Raw genomic sequence first — 24156 nt, forward strand, 5'->3', positions numbered from 1 at the left:
CTGGACAACGCTAAAGTTATTGCGAATCTATTTCTATGATAGCTGGTCTAACTTTGTAAATGCTGTCTTTCGCCCGCCAAGTAGAACTTCAAAGGGTCGACAGAAGACGAGCAAGACAAAAGAACGGCTAAGTTCACAGCGCATCATAGTGAGAGAATAGCGGAGACACAAGAATAAAATGTAAATTAATGGTAAAAACGCGTCATTTTCTGTAGTCTTTACTTTTTTGGCTTGTACCCAGAAAAACAAAATGGTAATAAATACAATATATTTAAGTAATTGTATTTATACGTGAAGACTTACTGATCATGTCAGCTATTTTGCATCGGTAATGTACAAAATACAACTTCACAAGGTTGAGCAGCGAATGTAAGTCTTAATCGCAGCTTGCTTTGCATCAACTTGTATAGACGCTCCCGCTCAAGGATAGCGTAAGCCGTTTTTTCAGAAGAAATACTTAGGTTTGAAAAAGAACCATTTGGTGACCGGTTAGACTGACAGAAACGGAAGTATATCCTTCTTCGTCCGTCATGTGAGGTATCATCGTCATCTCAGGCAGCAGCATGACTTGCTTAACCTTCTCATCCAATTTGATCTGAACGGAGATGTCCTTTAAAGTCAACACATCTTCGATGACCTGGGTATCTCCACGCAAGATGGGGACGGCATAGAGCAAATGCAGCACGTAATCAGTCCCATTGGGTTGACGGGTCAAATTTACTTTCCCAGCCGAAGGCAGATCGGTTTTCACCGTTGGAGTCGAGATAAACTGTTTGACACAAGCAAGGAATAAGTCCCTATACAGCTGCACGCCGTGCTTCCGATATAACCTAAATAGAGGCTGGGCGATATAGGTGATATTGCCGTGTTTAACAACAGCCGGATAATCCGCTTCTTCTTTGGCAGGAGCATGCAGGTGGGAACAGAAGTGCCCGTACCTCCGGTTAAAATAAGGCCTGTAGGATTGGGCCAATACCTCAGCGCTATCGACCTGAACTTTATAACCCGATTCATAATTGAGAAAAGGGGATCTCACAAGCGAACCGGTTAGTTGATCGGTGATTAAGGTGTAATCCACATCCCACTCTGATTTCCCAATGAACTCCACACCTAGATCCAGGGCGAATTCAGGGCGGTCCGACCGAAGTCCGCTTTCTGCGCTCAGAATCAGATTTCCGCCGCCAGCTATATAATCTTCAAGTTTGCGCTGTAAGGCATCAGATACTCGAATACAGTCGGGCAGTACGATAATGCGATAGACAGAGAAGTCCATTGAGTCATCAATAATATCGAACAAATAGTGGCCCTCTTCAAGCATCATATAGGCACCCATATCGCTTGTTCGGCTATCTTCAGCATCCATTAGTGCATTGGCTGAAAGGATAGCAATTTCGGATATGCTGGTCGTATCCTTACACCATGGTTCTTTGGCCGCAATCCCATCGAAAGCTTCACCGATAATCCGATAGGTTTCTTCGTCCATTCGTCCATCGGGGTGAAGCTGATCCCCAATACAAATTCTTGCGCCGAAGGCTAGCATTTGCTGGCATTCATACTTCAATGCAGCCGGATTTTTGAATCCGCCGAATTCTCCCCACGATTTGTGGAATTTCCCTGTCATCCCGAGATACTGGAAGTCTTGCTTGCGAATGTACCGAACCATGCTGGTGAAGTAATCATAACCCCATCCGCCTGTCGGCAGCGACTCGATGTCGTAATGCGAATAGAAAGGGTAGTATTGTTTTTCGCCCATTTTTTCCGTGCAGCAGTTATGATACAGTCTGGTTTCCGGGTTAAGGGACCATATTAGTTCGGATGTCTTCTGCAAGTAATTCAAGTACACTTTTTTAGCCAATTGCTTGCGGTGATCCGGGTTGTTTTCGTCAAGACTCATTTCTTTGAAGCTGTCGCGGCAGTAAGAACATACGCATGGATACTCTCCGACGATATCGTAAAAGATTCCAACTGGCTGGAATCTCTCCATGACTTCCTTCGTATAGTCGAGAAGATACTGTAAATACGGTGTATTCAGACACAGCATATGCCAACCGTCGAATCCGGTCGAACGGGGATCCTCTGGATTAGATTTCGGTGGACCGTAAGGATCATCGCCTTCGGGGGCGATTGCCACCCATTCCGGATGCTCGCGAGCAGAAAGCTCGTTAAATCCGACCGTCATATAAATCGGAGCTTCAATGTCATTTTTGCTGCAAGCATCTAACATGCGCGGCAATAGATTCGTTTCCAAATGAGGATGGGGTTTCCCGACTTTCGTGTCAAAATAACTCCAACCATGGTGGCACATAGCGAAGACGTTGATTGTATCCACTTGAGCACTCTGCAAACAAGAAATGAATTGATCTTCATCGAAATTTCTACCAACGCCGGTAATGTGCTCGGACGTATGAAAGTCGAGATGAACTTGGCGGTAACGAATAGATTTAAATGATTTCATAGATTCACATTCTTTCTAAGTGTATTGTTATTCCGTGTGAACCATCAATCTGGATGGAAACCCAAATTTAGAATAACAAAAGCGTTATGAGCTGTCTTTGAAGGAATGTATTACATTTGTACAAAACTATCCTAATCTTTTAATATCCCTCCCTTAAACGTTTGCGATAAGCTGAGGGTGACTCGCCGAAATTTTGCGTAAATAATCTTGAAAAGTAATGTATGGAACCGAAACCAAGGTCTTCCGTGATATCAGTGATAGACAGATTGGTCTCTCGTAGAATCTTCTTGGCTCTCTCCAGCTTGCATTTAATCGCATAAGAATGAGGGCTCATGCCTATTTCCTGGATAAATAGCTTATGCAAATAAGATGTGCTAATCCCAAGTTGCGAAGCCCATTTCTCTATAGAAATATTATGCTGTGGAAATTCCTTCATTTGCTTCATGATCGATTGCATTCTTCTGTCATTTTTAAGGGTAGGATTCCGCCAAAGGTTCGCCAATTCTGAAACAAATTGCTCAAAGGCAGCCCTTCTGAAAAGTTTGGCATCTTCCTGTGTATGCTCGATATTTTCGATGACATGAAGATACAATTCCATCCATCTCATCTGCTTGGGGGCGTGCACTTTAGTAGGAATCGTAGGCAAATCCTGAAATACGACGTTAGGTGAGCACTCGGTAGGATCACAGATCTGGTCACCGAAATGAAATAAAGACATATCTCCCGCTCTGGGTCTGGTATTGATCCAATCAAAGTAAATCGAAGCATGGACCATCGGATGCTGGTGATCCGAATGAAAAGAATGAGGCAAGCCTGGCGGAATGTAAAATAGCTCTTCTCTGGCACAGGAAGAGACGGTTGTTCCAATGGTTATTGAACCTTTGCCTTCATAAATATATACAAACGAGTGGACAAACGATTTGCGCGGACCAATGCGCTCATTTGGACGAAACGGAAAATAATCGGCACGATATATTTGGGGGACAACGTCGGAAAGTTGTATCGTTTTGACTTCTAGGTTCATATATGTAGTGTCACCTCAATCACCTTAATATTTGTATAATACAATACTTTATGAATGAATGAGATTCGTAGGGTGGAAATTTTAAGGTTTTGTAAATTTATGCCATTGTCAAAAGGAGATAATCGATTTATACTATGAACCAGAAGCACAGTAAACCTTCTGGTATCGATACCAGAAAACGCGTGATGTATTCAGAGGCAGCATCTTTTGGATCGTTAACGCTAATTCTGGTATCGATACCAGATTGTTGTAATCTTACACAGGAAGGTGGTTAGCCCCTGCGAACGAATGATAACTGCCCATCATTCTGGTATCGATACCAGAAATGATTCTCAGACGAAATGTTTATGCTAATGGATAACGTGAAATCAAGAGGGCGTCGTATGTGGTTGGGGAAAGCTGAAATGAGTTTTGAATTACAAATGCCTAATATGATAATCAAATTTCGCTTAATCGGAGGAACAAAACTATGAAATTTAAAGCATTGCACAGTGTGCCACTAGCTCTTAGTTTAATTCTTGTCGCTTCTGCCTGTGGTAACCAGACTAATACGAGTACTTCGACGCAAAAACCAACGACGACCAGTTCTAATCAAAATGAAAGCGCTTCTAATCAGAAGGTTTCGTTAACGATGTGGTATTGGAACGGTGCGATATCCGATTCAACCATTGAAGCAGCGAAGAAGAAATTTCCGAATATTGATTTGCAAGCACAGAAACTTCCGTCCGGTGGGGATTACGCTACCAAATTAAAAACGACAATCTCAGGCGGAGGAAGCGGGCCGGACATCGTCGCGATGGATAGCTGGATTTCTTCCATGCTTCCTTACAAAGAAAAATTCGTCAATCTATACGATCAAGGCGCTAAGGACATTCAACCTCAGTATTTGGACTGGAAATGGAAAATGGCCGCGTCAGCAGACAATAAATATTTGATTGGTTTGCCGATCGATGTCGCTCCTCTTGTTATGTACTACCGCAAAGATCTGTTTGAGAAGGCGGGAGTGCCGAGCACACCGGAAGCCATTAAGAGCCAAGTGAAGACTTGGGGGGATTATTTCAATCTTCAGCAGAAAGTGAAAGATGCAACAGGATCGCAATTGCTATCCATTGTGGATGTTTTCAGAAACATCATAGGCCAGAATAGCCAAGGGTATTTTACGGAAGATGGGAAATATATTGGTGATCAGGCGCATATCAAAGGTGCTTGGGATATGGCTGTGAAAGCCTACCAATCAGGCTTGACGTACCCAAATGTTAGTGATGCTGAGAAAAATGCGGCAATGAATAACAGCAAAGTTTCTTCTTTCATCGGGGCGTCTTGGGCGGTTGGTGATTTGATTGGCGCAGCTCCTGACACGAAAGGGAAATGGCAGATTGCCTACCCGCCTGGTGGTGTGGGTAATCAAGGAGGATCATTCTTCGGATTGTTGAAATCAACGAAAAATCCGAAAGAAGCTTTTGAAGTGATTAAATTCCTTACGAACCCTGAGAATCTGGTTGCTGGATATAAGGAATTCGGTAACTATCCATCTACACCGGAAGTTTATACGAAACCTGAAATGGTCAATAAAAATGAGTTCTTCGGCAACCAAGATCTAAGTCCGATATTCGCTGACGCGGCAAAAGATGTAAAAATCGCGCCTATCGATCCAAGAGACGATATGGTCGGTACTTCTTTAACCGACGAAATTGGCTTAATTGACACACAGAAGAAAGACCCAGAAAAGGCTTGGAAAGACGCGCAGGATAAAATCAAAAGGCAGCTTTCACGTTAAGCCGATAACGGCAGAAATATGAATGAAATAATGGATGAGGTGAGGAGCTAATCTTCGCACCTCATCCAATTAGCGGAGGAATAGCATGGGAGGTCTTTTTAAAGAAATTTATAAGAGCAGAACACTGTATCTATTTATTTCTCCATTTTATATTTTGTTTCTGATCTTTTCTGTATTTCCCATATTGTTCTCCATGTACTTAGCTGTACATAAATGGGATGGGATTGGGGAAATGAAATATGTTGGATTCAAGAATTTTGATTATATGCTCCATGATCCGACTTTTTGGAAGGTGTTAGTCAACAATATCGCGCTTTGGATATTGGGTAACGCCCCGCAGCTTCTGTGCGCATTGGTTGTCGCCTATATCATCAATTTATCCATAGTAAGATTCAAAGGGTTTTACAGAATTGCCTATTTTCTTCCGAATGTAACGGCTATGGTGGCTGTTGTCATTATCTTTCAATCCTTGTTTGGCAACGAATACGGGTTGATTAACTATTTGATGGAAAAAATCGGCCTTCATAAGATAGCCTGGTTAAATTCTGAATTTGGAGCTAGGGTTGTTATTGCAGCCATGATTTCTTGGAGATATATGGGCTATAACGCAGTCATCTATTTATCAGGCTTGCAAAGAATTCCAAAAGATCTATACGAAGCAGCTGAGCTGGACGGCGCTACCTTATTTCAAACGTTCACCAAAATTACGATACCAATGCTCAGACCCATCATCTTGTTCTCCGTGATGATGTCAACAATCGGCGGGTTTCAAATTTTCACGGAACCTCAAGTATTAGCTGGAAATCAACCGCCATACCCGGGCACCGATACGATCGTTCTCTATATGTTCCGGGAAGGTTTTAATTATCAGAATTATGGGTACGCAGCTGCGGTATCCTGGGTGTTATTCATCATCATCGGCTTATTATCCGTCCTCAATTGGAAATTTTTCAACAGATCGGATGATTGATAAAAAGGAGAATACGAGATGACTGTTGAAGTGTTGACAAAAAAAATAATCGTAAATAGCGTTTTGATGATCGGTGTCGCGATCTCTATATTCCCGTTCTACTGGCTTATCGTCATGTCCACGAATGAAACAAGTGCGATGTTTGCTTTTCCTCCGAAGTTAACATTCGGAACTAATTTTATGAATAACTTTCATCATGTATTGGAGAAAAGCAATTTTATTCGAGCCTTCTTAAATACGGTTTTCATTGCATTGATTAGCTGCACGCTTCAGCTGTTTTTCAATTCATTAACGGGATTTGCCTTTGCAAAATTTAAGTTTCCGGGTTCTAAATTGCTCTTTTTTGCCATGATGGCCACGATGATGATTCCTGCTCAAATGCTGCTCGTTCCGCAATTTATCATCATTAAGGAGTTCGGTTGGCTGGGAAGTTATAAGGCTTTGATTATCCCAGGCATGGCAAGTGCATTCGGAATTTTTTGGATCAGGCAATATGCGCTGGCGATTCATGATGATTTGCTAGAGGCCGCGAGAATCGATGGCTGTAATAAATTTGGACTGTATTGGCACGTGGCTTTACCGATTTTGAGACCTGCACTTGCCTTTCTTGCGATGACGACGTTTATGGGCGTATGGGAAGATTACTTGTGGCCTTTGATCGTATTGACGGATACCTCCAAATTCACATTAATGTTGGCCTTACAGCAGTTAAAATCGGCTCATACAGCAGACTATTCGATGGTCATGACGGGAGCGTTAATGGCTACTCTTCCATTGATTGTCTTCTTCCTCATTGTGAGCAGACAATTCATCGCTGGGATTACAGAAGGTGCAGTTAAAAGTTAAGATGTACGTTGAAAATGAACTAGTTTTCAGAAGGTAGGGTGACAAGGTTGGCTCCGAAGATTAAGGATGTCGCCAAACAAGCAGGCGTTTCCGTGACTACGGTTTCGCGGGTGCTTAATGGAGAGAAGTATGTAAAGGACGATCTAAAAGCTAGGGTGAAAAGAGCTATTGACGAGCTCGGCTACGCGCCTAGTCATATCGCAAGGAGTCTGGTACGGAAAAAGACGAACCTTATCGGTGTCATTGTCCCAGACCTCACGTCAAGCTTTTACTCCACGATTCTAAGCAGTATTGAAGAAACAGCGAGTCTGAATGAGTATAATCTTCTGGTGTGCAACATTATTGAGGATATCGATAAGGAATTCAAATATTTGAATGTATTTCATGAAATGCGTGTAGACGGCATTATCATTATGCATGAGAAATTGAATGATGAAATCCGGGCATTTTTGAATAAGCTGGACATTCCGATTATTTTCTCAAGTGTAAGACCGTCTGATCAAACGTTCATTTCTGTTATCATTGACGATTATGCGGCAGCCTTCGATGCAACCAGTTATTTGATAGAGCTTGGACATCAACGAATTGGGTTTATTGGCGGCGACATGAGAGATGTGACCTCGGGCCAAAATCGCTACATCGGTTACCGCGGTGCGCTATCCGAGCGCAGCATCCCAATCGTAGAGGAATACATTCGGTTCGGCGATTATAAAATACAAAGCGGATACAATCTCATGAAAGAGATTCTGGCTTGCGGTCCCCATCCAACTGCTATATTTGCAGTGAGTGACGATATGGCTGTCGGGGCAATGAATTGTATTCATGATCATCAGTTGCAAGTTCCTGAAGACATTTCGGTCATAGGATTTGATGGAAGCCAGTTGACGGAGTTGGTTCGTCCACAGTTATCCTCGATGGAGCAGCCCATTCAAGATATGGGGAAAGTTACGGGAAACGTTGCTCGAATTGATTACAGGGGATGCAGAAGCGCCTAAGGAAGATATCATTTTGAAACACAAGCTAGTTGCCCGTAATAGCTGCGGGCCTTATAGAAATAGAGAAGCGTAAAAGCATAGATAGTTAACTGGATTGAGAGAGGGAGAGTATATTGAAAAAATTTGATGCGGTGGTCATCGGTGACGCCAATATAGATCTCGTTGTGGCAGGACTTAATCAAATTCCTCAGCCTGGGCAGGAGATTTTCGTTAATAATATGACGATGCATGTTGGCGGGGGAGCAGCTTTGTTCGCGATTTCGCTTGCTAAGCTTGGGCTTCATGTAGCTTTTAACGGTGTTCTGGGAGATGATGGCTACGGCCATTATGTTCGAGACGAGTTCGGCCAATATGGTATCGATACCAGTTTGATTAGAACGAGTAAAACGAGTAATACCGGTATCACGATCGCGATTAATCCCGAGACGGATCGGTCTTTTATCACTTATGGGGGATCCAATATGGAGCTTCAAATAAAGGATTTGGACTTGTCACAAATCGCTCAAGGGAAACATGTTCACGTGACCGGTTATAGAGGAAGACACAACCACGAAGAATTCATAGCGATGGCCAAACTACTTAAGGAGATGGGTGTGACCCTTTCCTGTGATGTAGGTTGGGATGATTCCGGCGAGTGGTTTAAAGGTGTTTTCGATTTAATGACTTATTTTGATGTGTTTCTGATGAACGAAACGGAAGCTTTTCATTACACAGGCTTCGATCACATAGAAGAAAGCTTACGCTTTATGGCCAATTATTCTAAACATATTGTGGTTAAGCTTGGTCCAAAAGGGGCTGTAGCCATGAAGGATGGCCGGATAACGTACCATTCGGCATTTCCAGCCGAGCCTGTAGATACAACTGGCGCAGGGGATTCATTTAACGCTGGCTATCTCTATGGATATTTGACGGGTCAAAATGTGGAGACATGCTTGCAGTACGGAAATGTTTGCGGAGCACTATCTGTCGGCGCTCATGGCGGCAGCACGGGTACACCGGACAAGGATGGGCTTGATGCCTTTATCCTTCAATTCGGAGATCATATCAAAGAACGTATGGAGGCGTAATGATGAAACTGACCTTAATCGGAGGCGGCGGGGTTCGCGCCGTTTTATTTACAAAAAGCTTAACGTTAAAAGCAGAAGATGCCGGGATTACTAAGCTTGTTCTTCATGATACGGATGAGGAGCAGCTTGCTGTTATTTCGAAATTATGTCAGATCGTCATCGATCGCAGCGGAATCAACCTTCAGCTGGAGACGACGACAGATAGCCGCGAAGCCATTAAGGGTGCGGATTACATTGTAACTACGGTACGTGTTGGTAAGGAATGGTCACGATATATAGATGAGCAGATCGCACTAAAGCATGGAGTGATCGGTCAAGAAACGACGGGACCTGCAGGGTTCTCGATGGCGATTCGTACGATTCCAGTTCTCATGGAATATTGCGAGATTGCCAAAGAGCTTGCACCAGAGGCTTGGATCTTTAACTTCTCGAACCCGTCTGGACTCGTTACGCAGGCCTTGCGAAATGCGGGTTACGATCGGGTGATCGGAATCTGCGATTCGCCAAGCCATACGAAGCTGAGAATAGCGGAGCAACTAGAGATCGATCCGAAGGAGCTTGAAGTTGAATTTTTCGGACTTAATCATTTGTCATGGATGACCAAAGTGATTTACCAAGGCAAAGACATCATGTCGGAACTTAAGAATGATCCTGATTTTACAAGTCGCGTAGATGAATTCAAAATGTTCGACAGCGATTTGCTGAAATCACTTCCTTTTCTGCCGAATGAATATTTGTACTATTACTACCACCGCGAAAAGGCCTTCGCTAATATTGTCAAATCAGGAATGACGCGCGGCCAGATGATCGCTGAGAATAATAAGGAAATGCTAGATATCTTACGTAAGATGGATATTGAAAGCAATCCGGATGAAGCCATTCAAACCTATTTGTACTATACGCAAAAAAGGGAAGCTTCTTACATGGCGATTGAAACCAACTCGAAGTCTAAGCCCGTTCTTCCTACAGATAAGCTGGAACTGCCTAACTCACTTGGTTATGCGGGTGTTATGCTGGATTTCGTGGAGTCGCTGCAAACGGGTGCGACCAACAACATCGTGCTATCGGTACCGAATGAAGGCAGTATCGAAGGCTTCGCGGACGATGACGTCGTAGAAATTTCTTGCATCATCACGAAAGACGGGGCAAAGCCGGTTCAGATCGGATCCGTGCCGGAAGAAATGAGCCTGCTGATGAAAAATGTGAAGCTGTTTGAACGGCTTACCGTTGAAGCAGTCAAACACAAATCGCGTGATTTGGCTATCCAGGCACTCACTGTTCATCCGCTTGTTAATTCCTATTCCATTGCTAAGCTGCTTGTCGATGATTATTTGGAAGCCTATAAGGATATTCTGGGGGATTGGAAATAATGACCTTGCCTAATGCTGTCACTTCCTTGCTCGAAGAAGCGGAGATTATGCTTGCTGGGCACCCGAAGCTGCTCGCGATGTTCAAGAACTGCTATCCGAATACGCTTGAAACGACAACCAAAATCATGAACGACAACACCGCCTTTGTATTCACCGGGGATATCCCGGCAATGTGGTTAAGGGATTCCAGTGCGCAGGTCAGGCATTATATACCGCTTACGGCCGAAGACAAAGAACTGCAGGATATAGTGGCGGGCTTGATTCGCAGACAAATCGCCTATATTCATATCGACCCCTATGCGAATGCGTTCAATGAGGAAGCGAATGATAACCGGTATGATCAGGATCTGACCGAGCTGAATCCGTGGATTTGGGAACGCAAATACGAAATCGATTCGCTCTGTTACCCTATTCAACTGTCTTACTTGTTTTGGAATGCGACCGGACGGACGGATATGTTCGATGATTCTTTTCGGGCAGCGGTTCACACCATCATTTCGCTATGGAAAACAGAACAAAGACATGCCGAACAATCTCCTTACCGGTTCGCCCGTGTAGATTGTCCGCCAAGTGATACACTGCGTAATAATCGGATGGGTATGCCTGTAAATTATACAGGGATGACTTGGTCCGGTTTTCGGCCCAGCGACGATGCTTGTACGTTCGGCTATTTGATTCCAGCTAATATGTTTGCGGTCGTGGTGCTCCGATACATCGAGGGAATTGCCCAGATCGTATGGGACGATCAGGAGTGCGTACAGCTTGCGGCGGAGCTTCGTGAAGAGATAGACTTTGGCATTCAAACCTACGGCACTTATCTTCATCCTAAGTACGGAAAAATCTATGCGTATGAAACAGACGGATTCGGCAACTACAATCTGATGGATGACGCCAATGTTCCCAGCTTGCTGTCGATTCCTTATTTGGGTTACACGACCTTTGAGGATCCAGTGTATCAGAATACGCGAAGATTTGTGTTAAGCAGTGACAATCCATACTTCTTTGATGGGAAATATGCGAAGGGAATCGGAAGCCCGCATACGCCGGCAGGCTACATTTGGCCGATTAGTCTGGCGATGCAGGCCCTCACCTCGGAGGATGAAACCGAAGTACGAGAGCTTCTGGCAATGCTGCTGCGGACGGATGCGGATACGGGGTACATGCATGAAGGGTTCGATCCGAATTCTCCCACCGATTATACGCGTCCATGGTTTGCTTGGGCCAACAGCTTATTCGCCGAGTTGATCCACCGTCTGATGATAAAGGGATACTTTCATTCATAGATGCTCTGACGAAGGAGAGTGCGGTCTCATTGAGCTGCGCTTGATGCAGGTGTTTAACGAGGATGAATAGAACGGCAGCTGTACTCACATTACTTGATCGGTCAAATGTTTGGAGGAGGATTCAGGATGAGATATATGAATATCAAGGGCGTAGACAAACCCATTTCCCGGTTGTTCATGGGAACGGGAGATTTGAGGAAATTGGAAGAGCCTGAACGGATGATGCTGGATGCTTACATTCGCGCTGGCGGCAATGCCTTCGATACCGCACATCAATATCGCGGGAAAGAACTGGTTCTCGGTCAATGGCTTGCGGAGCAGAAGAACCGGGAAAAGGTAGTCATTTTAACGAAGGGTGCTCATCATGATGACGGCAGTCCGGGTCCAAGGGTAAATCCGGAGGCGATCCGCAAGGATTTAACGGAGAGTCTGGAAAGGCTAGGGACGGAGTATGTCGATCTATATGCGCTGCACCGTGACAATCCGAATGTGGCGGTCGGACCGATCATCGAAGAGTTGAATGTCCACCTTGAGGCCAAGCGAATCCGGGCTATTGGAGCGTCTAACTGGTCGCATAAGCGAATCCAGGAAGCAAATGAGTACGCGGCTGCCCATAAACTCGTAGGCTTTTCGTTCAGCAGTCCGAATCTTAGTCTTGCTAAGCCTAACGAACCCCGCTGGGAGGGCTGCGTTTCGGCAGATGAGGAAACCTGCGGTTGGCATTCGGTCAATCAGCTCCCATTGTTGGCATGGTCCGCCCAAGCCGGTGGATTTTTCTCAGGCAATTTCACACCAGACAATCGTACGGATGAGGAAATGGTCCGCGTGTACTACAGCGAAAACAACTGGGAACGTTATCGTCGTGCCGCAAAGCTAGCAGAAGAAAAGAAGGTTTCACCGATTCAAATTGCCTTATCATACGTTCTTAATCAGTCATTCCCGACATGTGCAATCATTGGGCCACGAAACCCCGAGGAGCTGGATTCCTCCATACAAGCAATGAATTTGCCCTTAACAGAACAAGAGGTTGAATGGTTGGATTTGAAAAGGGAGGAGATTGCGGAATGATTAAACATAAATTGGCTGCGCAATTATATACCTTGAGAAACGAATTGAAACAAGATTTCCCAAGTGTGCTGAGAGAGCTGAAAAAGATGGGATGGGCAGCCGTCCAAATCGATGGATTACATGGAAACCCTGCGAAAGATATTGCTGCTGTAATGAAGGAAATCGGCTTGCAAACGGCTGGCATGCATGTCGGTTTGGAGCGATTGAAGAACGATATGGACGCCGTATTGGAGGAGGCTCGCCTTTTCGATACGAAGGATCTGATCTGCCATTCACTCCCCGACGGGCTGCAGAATCCAGAAGGATATGCTAGCGTACGTCGCGATCTACTACAAGCTGCTTCCAAAGTCAATGGCATGGGATACCGCGTAGGCTATCATAATCACGATTTTGAATTTCATACCACTATCGATGGGAAATTTACGCTTTCATATTTGCTTGAAGATCCGGCTATTTATGCGGAGATAGACACCTACTGGGTAAAAAAAGCGGATCAAGATCCGCTATCCTTCATCCAAAATTATGCTTTTCGTATGCCGATTCTCCATTTGAAGGATATTACTGCAGACGAAAGAAAATATTTTGCTGAAATAGGAACTGGATCGATTGATTTCGCACCTATCCTGAAGTGGGGATTGCAAAATGGTGTCGAATGGTTCGCTGTTGAGCAAGATTATTGCCCGGGAAACCCGATGGATAGTTTGGCTTTAAGTTATGACAATTTGCTTAAACTAGAGAAGAAATTGATTCATTGAAATCGATAGGAGGAGAGATTCGATATGTTTTTTACTGAATCGAAGCTGGAAGCGAGACTGCGTGAATTAAGCGAAACCCGGTATCGCGATGCGGTGCCTTTGGAGCGATTTTCAGCTACGGAAGACGAGGATGGCGCTAATGGAGCAAGGCCGCCAGTCACGAAGCCTACATTTGAACTGAAGACGGGTGAGACTTGGAAAGGGCGCGACCGCTACGTGTGGTTATCGCGCACGATTGATATTCCGAAGGAATGGGCAGATAAAACTATTTTGGGACGCTTCGATTTCGGTGAAACGGGCGGAGGCAACAATGACGGCTTCGAATCCTTATTATATTGGAACGGTTCCCCTTTCCAAGGCGTCGATTCGAACCATCAAGAGGTATTTTTGCCGGAAGAAGCGGCAGGTACGAAGGGGCGGATGGATATCCGCCTGTGGTCAGGTCTCGAAGGAGGCGGGAAACCGCGCGAGAAGAAGCATACGGTGAATCGCGCTGAAATCTGCTGGCTGGATGAGCGGGTTGACGATTTCTACTACACAGGACGCGCTGTGCTGGAAACAATCCGCAGTCTGGATGCTAACCATCCTGAACGTACTCAGTTAGTTAAAGCGCTCGATCGTTCTTTTAAGCTGGTAGATTGGTCGAATCCGCTCTCGGACGCCTACTATGAATCCGTGTATAGTTCCCGTGAGCTGCTACTTGGGGAATTGAATCAGATGGAGAAGAAGCATCCCGTTACGGTTACTTGTATTGGGCATACCCATATTGATGTGGCTTGGTTGTGGAGACTTAAGCATACTCGGGAGAAATGTGCACGCTCGTTCTCCACGGTGCTGCGCCTAATGGAACGATTCCCGGACTATGTGTTTTTGCAGACACAGCCTCAATTGTACGCTTATATCAAGCAAGATTATCCTGATATTTATGAGCAAATCCTTGAGCGTGTACGTGAGGGGCGATGGGAAGTTGGAGGGGGCATGTGGCTGGAAGCGGATTGCAACCTAACTTCCGGGGAATCGCTGGTGAGACAATTTTTACATGGAACTCGATTCATACGCGAAGAGTTCGGAGTGGAGAGCACCTATTTATGGCTTCCCGACGTATTCGGGTACAGCTGGGCATTGCCGCAAATTTTGCGGAAATCTGGTTTCGATACGTTCATGACGACCAAAATCAGCTGGAACCAGTTCAATCGCATGCCTCACGATACCTTCAAATGGCGGGGAATTGATGGCACCGAAGTGTTGACGCATTTCATTACCACACCTGGCGATTGGGAAGAAGCTAACTCGTTCTTCTATACGTACAACGGCGAGGTAACGCCAATGACGGTCAAAGGTACTTGGGATGCCTACCGAGATAAGGAAGTGAATCAAGAGCTTCTGCTATCTTATGGTTATGGGGATGGCGGCGGCGGCGTCAATCGAGAGATGCTGGAGATGCGCCGTCGTTTGGAAGACATGCCTGGCCTGCCACAAGTGAAAACAGGGCGCGCAGACGAATACTTCGAGCGGTTACATGAAACAGTTGAAGCAACCGACCGTTATGTGCATACATGGGACGGTGAGCTGTATCTCGAATATCATCGTGGTACTTATACAAGCCAAGCCTACATCAAACGAATGAATCGTAAGCTGGAGCTTCTATATCGTGAAACGGAATATGTCAGCGCTTTGGCTGCTTTGTTGAAATCCGATTGGAGCGTTTATCCACAGGAGATGCTTAACAAGGGTTGGACCATCATTTTACGCAATCAGTTCCATGATATTATTCCTGGTTCTTCGATTACAGAAGTCTACGAGGACAGTCGTGAAGAATACGCGGAAGCGATGTCTATAGGAACAGCCGCTTGGAATGAAGCAGCAGCACGAATTGGAAGCCAGCAGCAAAAAGGTGCGGTAACGATTCTGAACAGCGCTTCATGGGAACGCAGCGATCTTGTTGTAATCCCTGGGGAAAAAGCTGCAATTGGCAGCGTTTGGACAGATCGGGAAGGCCGCCAGTTGAAATCGCAATACACGGATGGCCGCTGGCTCATCAACGCACCTCAGATGCCATCATTAGGTATGACGACGATTCACTTTAATGATCAATCTCAATCGGCTGATGCAGACGAGATACCTTTCCAACTGGAAGGACGCTCGCTGAAAACGCCTCATTACGAAATCGAATGGAACGAATCCGGTCAATTGGTTCGCGTATTCGACCTAGATAATCGCCGGAATGTACTTGCTGCAAGTTCGCGAGGCAACGTTCTGCAGGTGTTTGAAGATAAGCCGATTGATTTCGATGCTTGGGATATCGATATTTTCTACCAAGAAAAAATGCGCGAGGTTAACGATCTTGTATCAGTAGAGCTCGTTGAAGATGGACCATTAGCAGCAACTGTTGCATTCAAATGGAACTTTGCGAAGTCTACGATCTCGCAGTGGATGACTGTCTACGCAGGCAGCCGTCGCATTGATTTCCGTACCCATATCGACTGGCAGGAACGTCAGCAGCTGTTGAAGGTTGCCTTCCCGGTAGATGTGCGTTCTACGGAGGCTACTTACGATATCCAGTTCGGTAACGTCAAGCGTCCGACGCATTGGAATACGAGCTGGGATTGGGCGCGTTTTGAATCCGTTGGGCACCAATGGGCGGACTTGTCCGAACGTGGATACGGCGTAAGCTTACTGAATGATTGTAAGTATGGCTACGACATTAAGGATAACGTCATGCGCTTATCGCTAATTAAATCCGCAATTCATCCGGACCCGACAGCTGATCTTGGGGAACATACTTTTGTGTATGCACTTCTCCCGCATGCGGGGGATTGGTATGCAGGCGGTACCGTACAGGAAGCATGGGCGCTGAATAATCCGCTGACGAGTTACGATGGTGTTCCGACGCAAGGTACACTTTCTATGTTCCAATTCTCTGCTCCAAACGTGATGGTAGATGCGATCAAGAAAGCAGAGGATGAAGAGAGACTCGTTCTGCGCATTCACGAGTTTGCTGGAGTCCGTACTCATGTGGATATCTCGAGCGATTTTAACATTCGATCGCTGCAGGAATGTGATCTGATGGAGCGTCCTATCGGAGAGCTGGAGGCTGCTAATATTGAGCTGAAGCCTTATGAGATTAAAACTTTTCTTGTTAGTCTTGAAGCTTAATCGTGAAAGCTAAATAATAATGGACCTAGCGGTTTTCGCTAGGTCCTTCGTTTATCTAAAGCCACGTCCTGTCTTCGAACCCCCCCGCTATTTACGAATGAAAAAGGAAATCTTGTACCCGCTGCTTTAACGTTTCCCTGCCTTTATACCCGTGATACAATCGATTGTTTACTGAGGTAGGATTGCCAAAAAAGAAGCGCTCGTAAACCGTTTGCCTGCCGCCAAACGCACTAATACTTAACTCCCATGCCAATCTAGATAGTTGTATATTCTCTTTGGCGCTCAGACCAATGCCTTTCATGTACAGATTCAACGGACCACTGATATCGGTCTCAAAATCTTTCTCGTCCGGAACCATAATCAAACCGCTTGCTCCAAGCAATTGGATGATTTCAATCATTCGGGGATATATTGTGGGAAAATATGCACTGGTGGCAAGGATCGGATTCCGATTGGGAAGCATGATGCCCCACCGGTTAGCAGAAGCTCCCTTCTCTGCGGCCAACTGTAGTGCCTTGAGCGTTTCCAGCGCAATAATAACCTCCGTCACTTTATCGATCACATGGCCGTAGGAACCCAGCCCGGCCGCATCGATCATCGTTTCAATTGTTCCCAACAGAAACTCGGTTTTGGCGATGTTTTTGCACATGATCTGTGTGCATGAATGGATGTGAAAACTACTTTCGTCAAATAGACGGCACGCCATTTCTTCATCCCCGCACACAAATACGCGGTCCCACGGGACAAGCACGTCTTCGAAAATGACCAGCGTATCCATTTCCTCAAACCGGGAGCTAAGAGGATAGTTATACGCGGACTCGCCGCCTACGAAGCTTTCTCTGCAGATAAAGCGGATACTAGGGAGATTGCTCGGTACTGCAAACGCGAACGCATAAGGACTGTCATCGGCGTCTGGCGAAGAATGGGGCACAGGGTAAACGAGAATTTCGTCCGAGCTGGCTCCTTGCGTGTCTAAAAGAAAAGCGCCTCGAACTATGATACCGTCCTTGTTCTTATCCGTCACACGAGCCGCTGCCGGGTGTTCGAGGAAACCGAGTAAAGACGCAAGTCTGCCCGCTTTCGGTTGAATATACACATGTGAAAGCGTGATATCATTTTCTCGACAATATTCATAATAACGTCTCAAATTGGAGGCGTATTGCGGGGTTTTCTCTTCCAAAACTCCCGCAGCCGTCGAATACGCCATCAGGGTTGTGTTCATATAATCGGGAGCACGGCCCAAAAATCCATGATGCGTGTACGCCCAAGCCTGCATCATTTCTCTTCTCGCGGCCAGATCTTTCTTCGTTCTCGGCTGCATAAAAGAAAGACCAACCGGATCTCCGGTCAGCGGTGAGGCATAAGTCATTTTCGCTTTCCATTTGTCGTCCAACTGCATATCATACATGTTCGATTGCGTCGCCATTAGTCCCTTGAAAGCTTTATGCTCGGATATAGCCCCTTTCACCTGTTCACCTGCAAGCCAGACATTCGGCAAGTTATTATTAATCCGTTCAATATATTGGCTCCCATTTTTAGCTGGCAAAGAACACTCACCTCCTCGATTCTACGATACAGTATTCGGATCAAGTCGGCTTGGCTTAAACGGATACCTATTCGACAGTCGAGCAGTAAAAAAATTCATCGAATGCCGTTTTCTTTGATCCAAAGGCCATTTTGCAGGCAGTTTTTGTACTTTCTACAACATCGTTCAACTGAGCATTGGGATTCACTCATCCAACAACCTCAGGTGAGCCTATATGGCGATGGTTTCCGATTTTATAACATTCAAAATGACTGGTTGGAAAAAAAGCTGGCATAAAATTTTCCTGTAACCATATACTTTTAGTAAGTAAGAGGAATGGATTAATCAAAATTTAACAATCCGGGACAACGCCATTAGGGGTTTGTCCTTTTTCTTTTGGTGGTCGGACGTTGTATAATCAAGATCATCGGCAGATGACTCAGAAAGAAGGGATGACAATGCTGAAGCTAAGTATTCTTGATCAGTCACCGGTATCATCCGGGTTTACGCATAGCGAGGCTTTACAACAAACAATTGGGCTGGCTCAGGTGGCCGACCGTCTCGGCTACACCCGATTCTGGGTGTCGGAGCATCATAACTCGGCAGGTCTCGCCGGCTCCTCGCCAGAGGTGCTTCTCTCCACGCTGGCTGCCCGCACGAGTCGGATTCGACTTGGCTCCGGCGGCGTGCTGCTGCCCCATTACAGCCCCTACAAGGTCGCTGAGAATTTCCGTATGCTCGAGGCGCTCTATCCGGGGCGCATCGACCTTGGCATCGGGCGTGCGCCCGGAGGCACGCCGCATACGGCCAAAGCGCTGCGGGGCATCAGCGCTGACATGTTCGAAGGACTTGAGCGGTTCCCAGCGCAAGTCACGGATCTTCTCGGGTTCCTCGCCGACTCGGTGGAACCCGGGCACGTGTTCGAGGGCATCCGCGCCACCCCTTTGGTGGACTCGATGCCCCAGGTGTGGCTGCTCGGCTCCACCGGACAGAGCGGGGTGTATGCCTCGCAGGCAGGCGCAGCGTTCTGCTTCGCGCACTTCATCAACGGAGCGGGAGGACAGCATGCGGTGCGAAGCTACCGCAGCTCGTTCCAACCGTCCGCGCTGAATGTCGTACCGCAGGCGACAGTGTGCATCTATGTGCTGTGCGCTGAGACGCAGGCGGAGGCTGAGGGGCTTGCGGCTTCGATTGATTTGCGCATCCTGCAAATGGAAAAGGGCGAATTCACAGGAGTGAAATCGCCCGAAGAAGCGGCTGACTATGTGTACTCAGATTGGGATCAAACAAGGGTAAGGGACAATCGATCCCGAATGATTATTGGTGATCCGAACCGAGTAAGGGAGCAACTGCTGAACCTAGCCGAAAGCTACCAAGTCGATGAAGTGATGGTGGTGGCCGGGGGCTACCGCTTTGAAACGAGGCTGCAAACCATTGAATTGTTGGCTGAAGCTTTTAACCTTGAGATGCGGCAGCATGCTTTTTAAGAAAATGATTAACGGTTCTTTCTTGGCCGCTTATCGATTTCTTGTGTGACGATGAAGGCTAGCTCCTCGTTGCCGAATAAAGATAGTACGCCTAGTACAGTGTCATCAGGGACTTCACCGGCGTCCTCTTTGGGAACCGTTAAGTCAAGGGCTTGCTGCAGCGCCTCGTTATTCGGTTGGTCTGGGTATGCGCTATGATAGAGCGCTGCAGGATCCAAATCATGGTTGATACACCATTGTGCAAAAACGAGGATCATCATATGCTCTTCACGTTTGTAATTTTCGATCATTTGCTCTTCTAATTGTTTATTATTCATATGGGTTAGACATCTCCTTAAACAACCTCTTCCTGTTGATGGGTTCATTATAGCGAAAGATTAGGTGTATTCACAATGATTAAGAATGAGAAAATCAAAGCATCCGAGGTTCATGTTACAGGACTACATGGCGAAGATCTGGGCGTTATGCCCACGAAGGAAGCACTGCTGCTAGCGAAGCAACTGAAAGTGGATTTAATCTGCACCTCGCTTATGAGCAGTCCACCTCCCTGTAAGCTCATTGGCGCTGGGCAAGCGAAACAAGAAGCCCTGCAGGAAAAACAGCAGGTACGCAAGCGGGAGCAGGCACCTAAGGTCAAGGAGCTCCGCTTAACGCCTCACATCGAAGATCATGACCTAGAAACGAAGAGGCAGCAGGCGGAGCGCATTCTGCAAGGCGGCGATGCTGTGCTGCTGGTCGTGAAGATTTCAGGCAAAGAAGGCACGAAGGCGAAAGAATTGCTGGAGACACTGACCAAAGATTTGAGCTCGCATGGACGTAAGCACACAGGCATACAGCTTAGCGGTAAGCAAGCAGCTGTGCAAATGGATCCCTTATAAAAAAAGCATGAACTGCTCGTTATATATCGAGGAGTTCATGCTTTTTTAAGCGAAGAAAATTATGGACTTTGTATGAATGCCACCAGATAAAGCTAAGGAAGCTTTGCTTTAGTTAACTGTAATCGCTTGAGATCCCATTTGCTCCCATACAGTTTTGAAATCAGATAAAGCATAAGCTTCCTGCTTACCGGTCATAGGATCGTTCATATAGGCATAATCTTCGTCCCAGCCTGTTAAGAGTAGGGCATGCTCAGGTTGATACCACTCAACTGTCAGACCCTCTTCATCCTGCCATTCCATCTCCAAATAAGGTGTATCCATATGTTCGGTTGCCCAGATCATGGCTGGTTTTCCCTGTGCAATAATCGTGAGCAATTCATCAAAGTCACTGCCCGTCAAATCCCTAATTCGACCGGGTAACCAATGATCCAGCATGTCCGCAATTGGCTTATGATAAATGCCATAACCTACTTCATAGGGGTTGCCTACAAAAACATTTTTGGGATTACTGCCAATAAATGCTCCGTCATCATTGACATAGGGCAGCTCGCCTAAGGGAAGAGCATCAGCGACTTCCTCTTTGGTTACGGGGACTCCAGCCCAGTTTAGAAGCATCGTGGCAACGACTGCTTCGCATCCGTTCGGCAGCTCGGGCAGTTGCGATAGGGCAGGAACATATTCCAATTGAAAATGATGATTCATCTTGGGTTGAATGGTTGGTGCTGGAGTAGGTATTGATATTGGGACTGCTTCGGATTGTTCTATACCATCTAAATGTGGTTTAGTAACAGATATAGGTAATACCTGCTCTAAGGCAGGGGATGTAGGCATCGTGATTGCCAAACAAAAGATGCTGTATAACACTAAAAAACAACAAGTTATTTTCTTCATTTCCCACATCCAATCTGGGTTATCTTCTCATTACAACATGGGAAAATGGAAAAATCAAATAAAGAGATCGACTCTCTTCAATTTCTACAACTTGAAAATGATCAAACCGATGCACATACAATGCCAACTCTGTCGCATAGTCTAGGAGAACGGGTGACCGCTCTCATTGCCCAAAATTTTATTTGATGTATGAACCAAAAATGCTTGGCGCATGTGTTCGGCAGGTATAAGCTCGTAGAATAGGGTAAAATGGGAGCAACGGCTCGTTCAATGGATATAGGGGAGACATATGAATAAACACGAGGATGAGAAAAAGGCGCTGGAACAAGCCGCAATTGATATCTTTCTGGATTTATACAACGTGAACAATGAGGTTCCTCTACGTATGGTTAAGCAGCAAGAGAAGCCGGACGCGCTGCTTGAGGATCCCAGGAATAACCAAATCGGGTTAGAAGTCACCCATCTGTTCTATGATTCCGAGGAAGCACGGCTTATGCTGTCGCGTTCCGAGCTGACTAAGCCTAGTGTAGAAGGAATAGATACGTTTATTCAGGTCATTAATGACCGTATTCAAAGTAAGGAACATAAGTTAAAAGATTACTCTCATGATTATCCCTGCATGCTGCTTATTCGTAATCTATCTCTATTGTTTGGGATGTCCGATATACTTGGCAGGAAGCGTAATCTGGTACTGCCGCATGGACATTTTACCCAAGTGTGGCTCCTGTCTAGAGACTTTACACCAGACTGGTTATTGATAAACTTGAATGAAGTTGGTCGTGGAGGTATGAAATGAAGCGTTTCTACATAGGTCTTGTCGCAACCTTTTGTGTATATGCGATAGCCTTAATCATTTATTTCCTAAAAGGGAATTTATTCAAAATCCCGCTTGAACTTATTGGGACCAGTGCTGACCCTCATACGTTCATGACCACACAAGAAATTACGAAGGCTGAGTCCTTGTCTCGCATACGGTCACTAGCTTTTTTTCTAAGCACTCCACTGCAAATGGGGGTCTTGCTAGCCCTACTCGGAACGGCAATCAAGTTTCGTCGTATAGCAGAAAGGTTGTTCAGAGCTTCTTTCCTGCAGATCGTTGTTTTTGTGCTTTTATTTACCTTGCTAATGGACGTGCTCTTGCTGCCGATTGATTATTTCCTGTTCAAAATCGACCAGGCTTACGGGTTGTCAACGGAAACACTAGCCTTATTCTGGAGTGATCATTGCAAAGATTTTCTGATCAATGTCTTGGGTACGACAGTTATCGTGCTGATTTTCAAAGGGGTGTTAAAATGGAGTCCTAACCGTTGGTGGCTCTGGTTCTGGCTGGTTTCTATTCCGCTTATTTTGTTCGTCACCTTCATCCAGCCCGTTGTGCTGGACCCGCTGTATCACGATTTTCAACCGCTCCAAAACCAAGAGCTAAAGGCGCAAATTCTTCAGCTTGCCGCGCGGTCACAGATCCCTGCGGATCAAGTATATGAAGTCAATATGTCTGAGCGGACTCAGACAATAAATGCTTACGTGAATGGGATTGGAGGGAACGCCCGGATCGTTCTTTGGGATACGATACTGAAGAAGCTGCAGCCTGATGAGATTTTGACCGTGATGGCTCATGAAATGGGTCATTACGCTGAACGGCATATCTATCTAGGAATAGTCTATGGGATCGCATTGAGTTTTATCGGATTCTGGCTTGCCTTTCATGCGTATCGTTCGTTTATTCGGCGTTGGGGTTCAATTTGGGGAATACGAGGGGAGAGTGATTTAGCTGCGCTGCCGATCTTACTGCTGATTGTGACGATCATGAGTTTTGCCTCGGCGCCTGCGCAAAATGCATTCTCAAGAGTCATCGAGCATCGCGCTGATGCCTATGCCATGAAAATGACGGGAGACGGCAACGCCGCGATCCGCGCCTTTCAACACATTGCCAAAGAAAATCTCAGCCCCGTCACTCAACCTAAGCTGGTTCAGTGGTTCCGCGGCTCGCATCCTACGATTTTGGAGCGGATTTTGTATTTCGAGCAGTTTGATAAGCGTTAGGTAGCTGTCCCACTTCTCATTATGTAAAAAAGCACGGAGGGCATCCTAATCTGGATAGCCTCCGTGCTTTTTTTGACAACATGCGCCTAGGATTCGCGGGTTTTCTTTGAAAAAATGGAGAATTAGAAAGGCAAGTTGTACGGCGTACAACAATTTCCTTGATTTTTGCTTGGTAAGGTAAGATTGTTGTACGCTCTACAACAGTTTAGCCGTTTTATAGGCTATAGAGCTACTTTTGGTTGGAATTGTTGTATTTTTTACATTACCGATGCATCAAACCTCACATCAAATATTTACTTAATTTGTAATATAAAGTATTTATTAATCTAGACAAACAAAGAAAAAGCACCTATGTTTAGGGAATGACGCGCTATCCATCATTCTCCCAAACAAAGGAGCCAACCATGGATAACGATAAGGAATTTTCCGTAGTTTGTCAATGTCTCAAAGTGCTCAACGTCCTAGATTATCGGTCTATTTTTCAGGATCATCGGTCAAAGAAGCTGTTTGCGGGTTCAGCCATAGGGCTTCATGTCGTTGCTCAGCTGTTGCAACTGAAATCGTAT

19 protein-coding genes are annotated in these 24156 nt (G+C 45.8%); 14 read left to right on the plus strand and 5 right to left on the minus strand.

The features are described 5' to 3' along the window. Positions 1 to 457: 457 nt before the first annotated feature. Entirely contained in the window at positions 458 to 2455 is a 1998-nt protein-coding gene (locus G519_RS0132655; RefSeq protein ID WP_029198210.1) for an alpha-amylase family protein, read from the minus strand. A 139-nt stretch (positions 2456 to 2594) separates the two neighbouring features. Further along, positions 2595 to 3479, minus strand: coding sequence for an AraC family transcriptional regulator (locus tag G519_RS48105; protein ID WP_029198211.1), 885 nt, complete (start codon positions 3477 to 3479; stop codon positions 2595 to 2597). A 469-nt stretch (positions 3480 to 3948) separates the two neighbouring features. On the opposite strand from G519_RS48105, the gene G519_RS45680 reads away from it, so the two are divergent. The 10 genes from G519_RS45680 to G519_RS0132715 all read left to right on the plus strand — a co-directional run bounded on the left by G519_RS45680 (position 3949) and on the right by G519_RS0132715 (position 16766). Continuing rightward, positions 3949 to 5256: an ABC transporter substrate-binding protein gene (locus G519_RS45680; protein WP_051253894.1), complete on the plus strand. Its 1308-nt coding sequence runs from the start codon at positions 3949 to 3951 to the stop codon at positions 5254 to 5256. 85 nt (positions 5257 to 5341) lie between these two features. Continuing rightward, positions 5342 to 6226: a carbohydrate ABC transporter permease gene (locus G519_RS0132675; RefSeq protein ID WP_051253895.1), complete on the plus strand. Its 885-nt coding sequence runs from the start codon at positions 5342 to 5344 to the stop codon at positions 6224 to 6226. 18 nt (positions 6227 to 6244) lie between these two features. Continuing rightward, positions 6245 to 7072: a carbohydrate ABC transporter permease gene (locus G519_RS0132680; RefSeq protein ID WP_029198213.1), complete on the plus strand. Its 828-nt coding sequence runs from the start codon at positions 6245 to 6247 to the stop codon at positions 7070 to 7072. A 47-nt stretch (positions 7073 to 7119) separates the two neighbouring features. Next, entirely contained in the window at positions 7120 to 8067 is a 948-nt protein-coding gene (locus G519_RS45685; RefSeq protein WP_244280300.1) for a LacI family DNA-binding transcriptional regulator, read from the plus strand. Positions 8068 to 8180: 113 nt separating this feature from the next. Next, complete coding sequence (locus tag G519_RS45690; protein WP_051253896.1) at positions 8181 to 9134, plus strand: carbohydrate kinase family protein; 954 nt, start codon at positions 8181 to 8183, stop codon at positions 9132 to 9134. Then, complete coding sequence (locus G519_RS0132695) at positions 9134 to 10504, plus strand: family 4 glycosyl hydrolase (protein WP_244280301.1); 1371 nt, start codon at positions 9134 to 9136, stop codon at positions 10502 to 10504. The genes G519_RS45690 and G519_RS0132695 overlap by 1 nt, the downstream gene beginning before the upstream one ends. Beyond that, a complete protein-coding gene (locus G519_RS0132700; protein ID WP_051253897.1) occupies positions 10504 to 11787 on the plus strand; it encodes a glycoside hydrolase family 125 protein in 1284 nt (427 codons plus the stop codon). Before G519_RS0132695 ends, G519_RS0132700 begins: the two co-directional genes overlap by 1 nt. Positions 11788 to 11913: 126 nt before the next feature. After that, entirely contained in the window at positions 11914 to 12855 is a 942-nt protein-coding gene (locus G519_RS0132705) for an aldo/keto reductase (protein WP_029198216.1), read from the plus strand. Then, positions 12852 to 13610: a sugar phosphate isomerase/epimerase family protein gene (locus G519_RS0132710; protein ID WP_244280302.1), complete on the plus strand. Its 759-nt coding sequence runs from the start codon at positions 12852 to 12854 to the stop codon at positions 13608 to 13610. Before G519_RS0132705 ends, G519_RS0132710 begins: the two co-directional genes overlap by 4 nt. Before the next feature lie 24 nt (positions 13611 to 13634). Continuing rightward, entirely contained in the window at positions 13635 to 16766 is a 3132-nt protein-coding gene (locus G519_RS0132715) for an alpha-mannosidase (protein ID WP_029198218.1), read from the plus strand. A 91-nt stretch (positions 16767 to 16857) separates the two neighbouring features. Here G519_RS0132715 and hpaB read toward each other — a convergent pair whose 3' ends face one another. Beyond that, complete coding sequence (gene hpaB / locus G519_RS0132720) at positions 16858 to 18312, minus strand: 4-hydroxyphenylacetate 3-monooxygenase, oxygenase component (protein ID WP_029198219.1); 1455 nt, start codon at positions 18310 to 18312, stop codon at positions 16858 to 16860. Between the two features lie 437 nt (positions 18313 to 18749). On the opposite strand from hpaB, the gene G519_RS0132725 reads away from it, so the two are divergent. Then, positions 18750 to 19778, plus strand: coding sequence for an LLM class flavin-dependent oxidoreductase (locus G519_RS0132725; protein WP_029198220.1), 1029 nt, complete (start codon positions 18750 to 18752; stop codon positions 19776 to 19778). A gap of 8 nt (positions 19779 to 19786) precedes the next feature. Here G519_RS0132725 and G519_RS0132730 read toward each other — a convergent pair whose 3' ends face one another. Continuing rightward, positions 19787 to 20095 (minus strand): hypothetical protein, encoded by a 309-nt coding sequence (locus G519_RS0132730; RefSeq protein WP_029198221.1) that lies wholly within the window; start codon positions 20093 to 20095, stop codon positions 19787 to 19789. Between the two features lie 75 nt (positions 20096 to 20170). Between G519_RS0132730 and infC the strand changes: the two genes are divergently transcribed. Next, complete coding sequence (gene infC / locus G519_RS0132735) at positions 20171 to 20656, plus strand: translation initiation factor IF-3 (RefSeq protein WP_029198222.1); 486 nt, start codon at positions 20171 to 20173, stop codon at positions 20654 to 20656. Between the two features lie 108 nt (positions 20657 to 20764). Here the strand turns inward: infC and G519_RS45695 are convergent, their stop codons facing one another. After that, entirely contained in the window at positions 20765 to 21547 is a 783-nt protein-coding gene (locus G519_RS45695; protein ID WP_161632973.1) for a C39 family peptidase, read from the minus strand. 289 nt (positions 21548 to 21836) lie between these two features. Here G519_RS45695 and G519_RS0132745 point away from each other — a divergent pair, with 289 nt between their 5' ends. Then, positions 21837 to 22343: a hypothetical protein gene (locus tag G519_RS0132745; RefSeq protein ID WP_029198223.1), complete on the plus strand. Its 507-nt coding sequence runs from the start codon at positions 21837 to 21839 to the stop codon at positions 22341 to 22343. Then, positions 22340 to 23590: a M48 family metallopeptidase gene (locus G519_RS0132750; protein ID WP_029198224.1), complete on the plus strand. Its 1251-nt coding sequence runs from the start codon at positions 22340 to 22342 to the stop codon at positions 23588 to 23590. The genes G519_RS0132745 and G519_RS0132750 overlap by 4 nt, the downstream gene beginning before the upstream one ends. Positions 23591 to 24156: the final 566 nt, after the last annotated feature.

It is taken from the genome of Paenibacillus alginolyticus DSM 5050 = NBRC 15375, from assembly GCF_000422905.1.
GTDB classification, from domain to species: domain Bacteria; phylum Bacillota; class Bacilli; order Paenibacillales; family NBRC-103111; genus Paenibacillus_E; species Paenibacillus_E alginolyticus.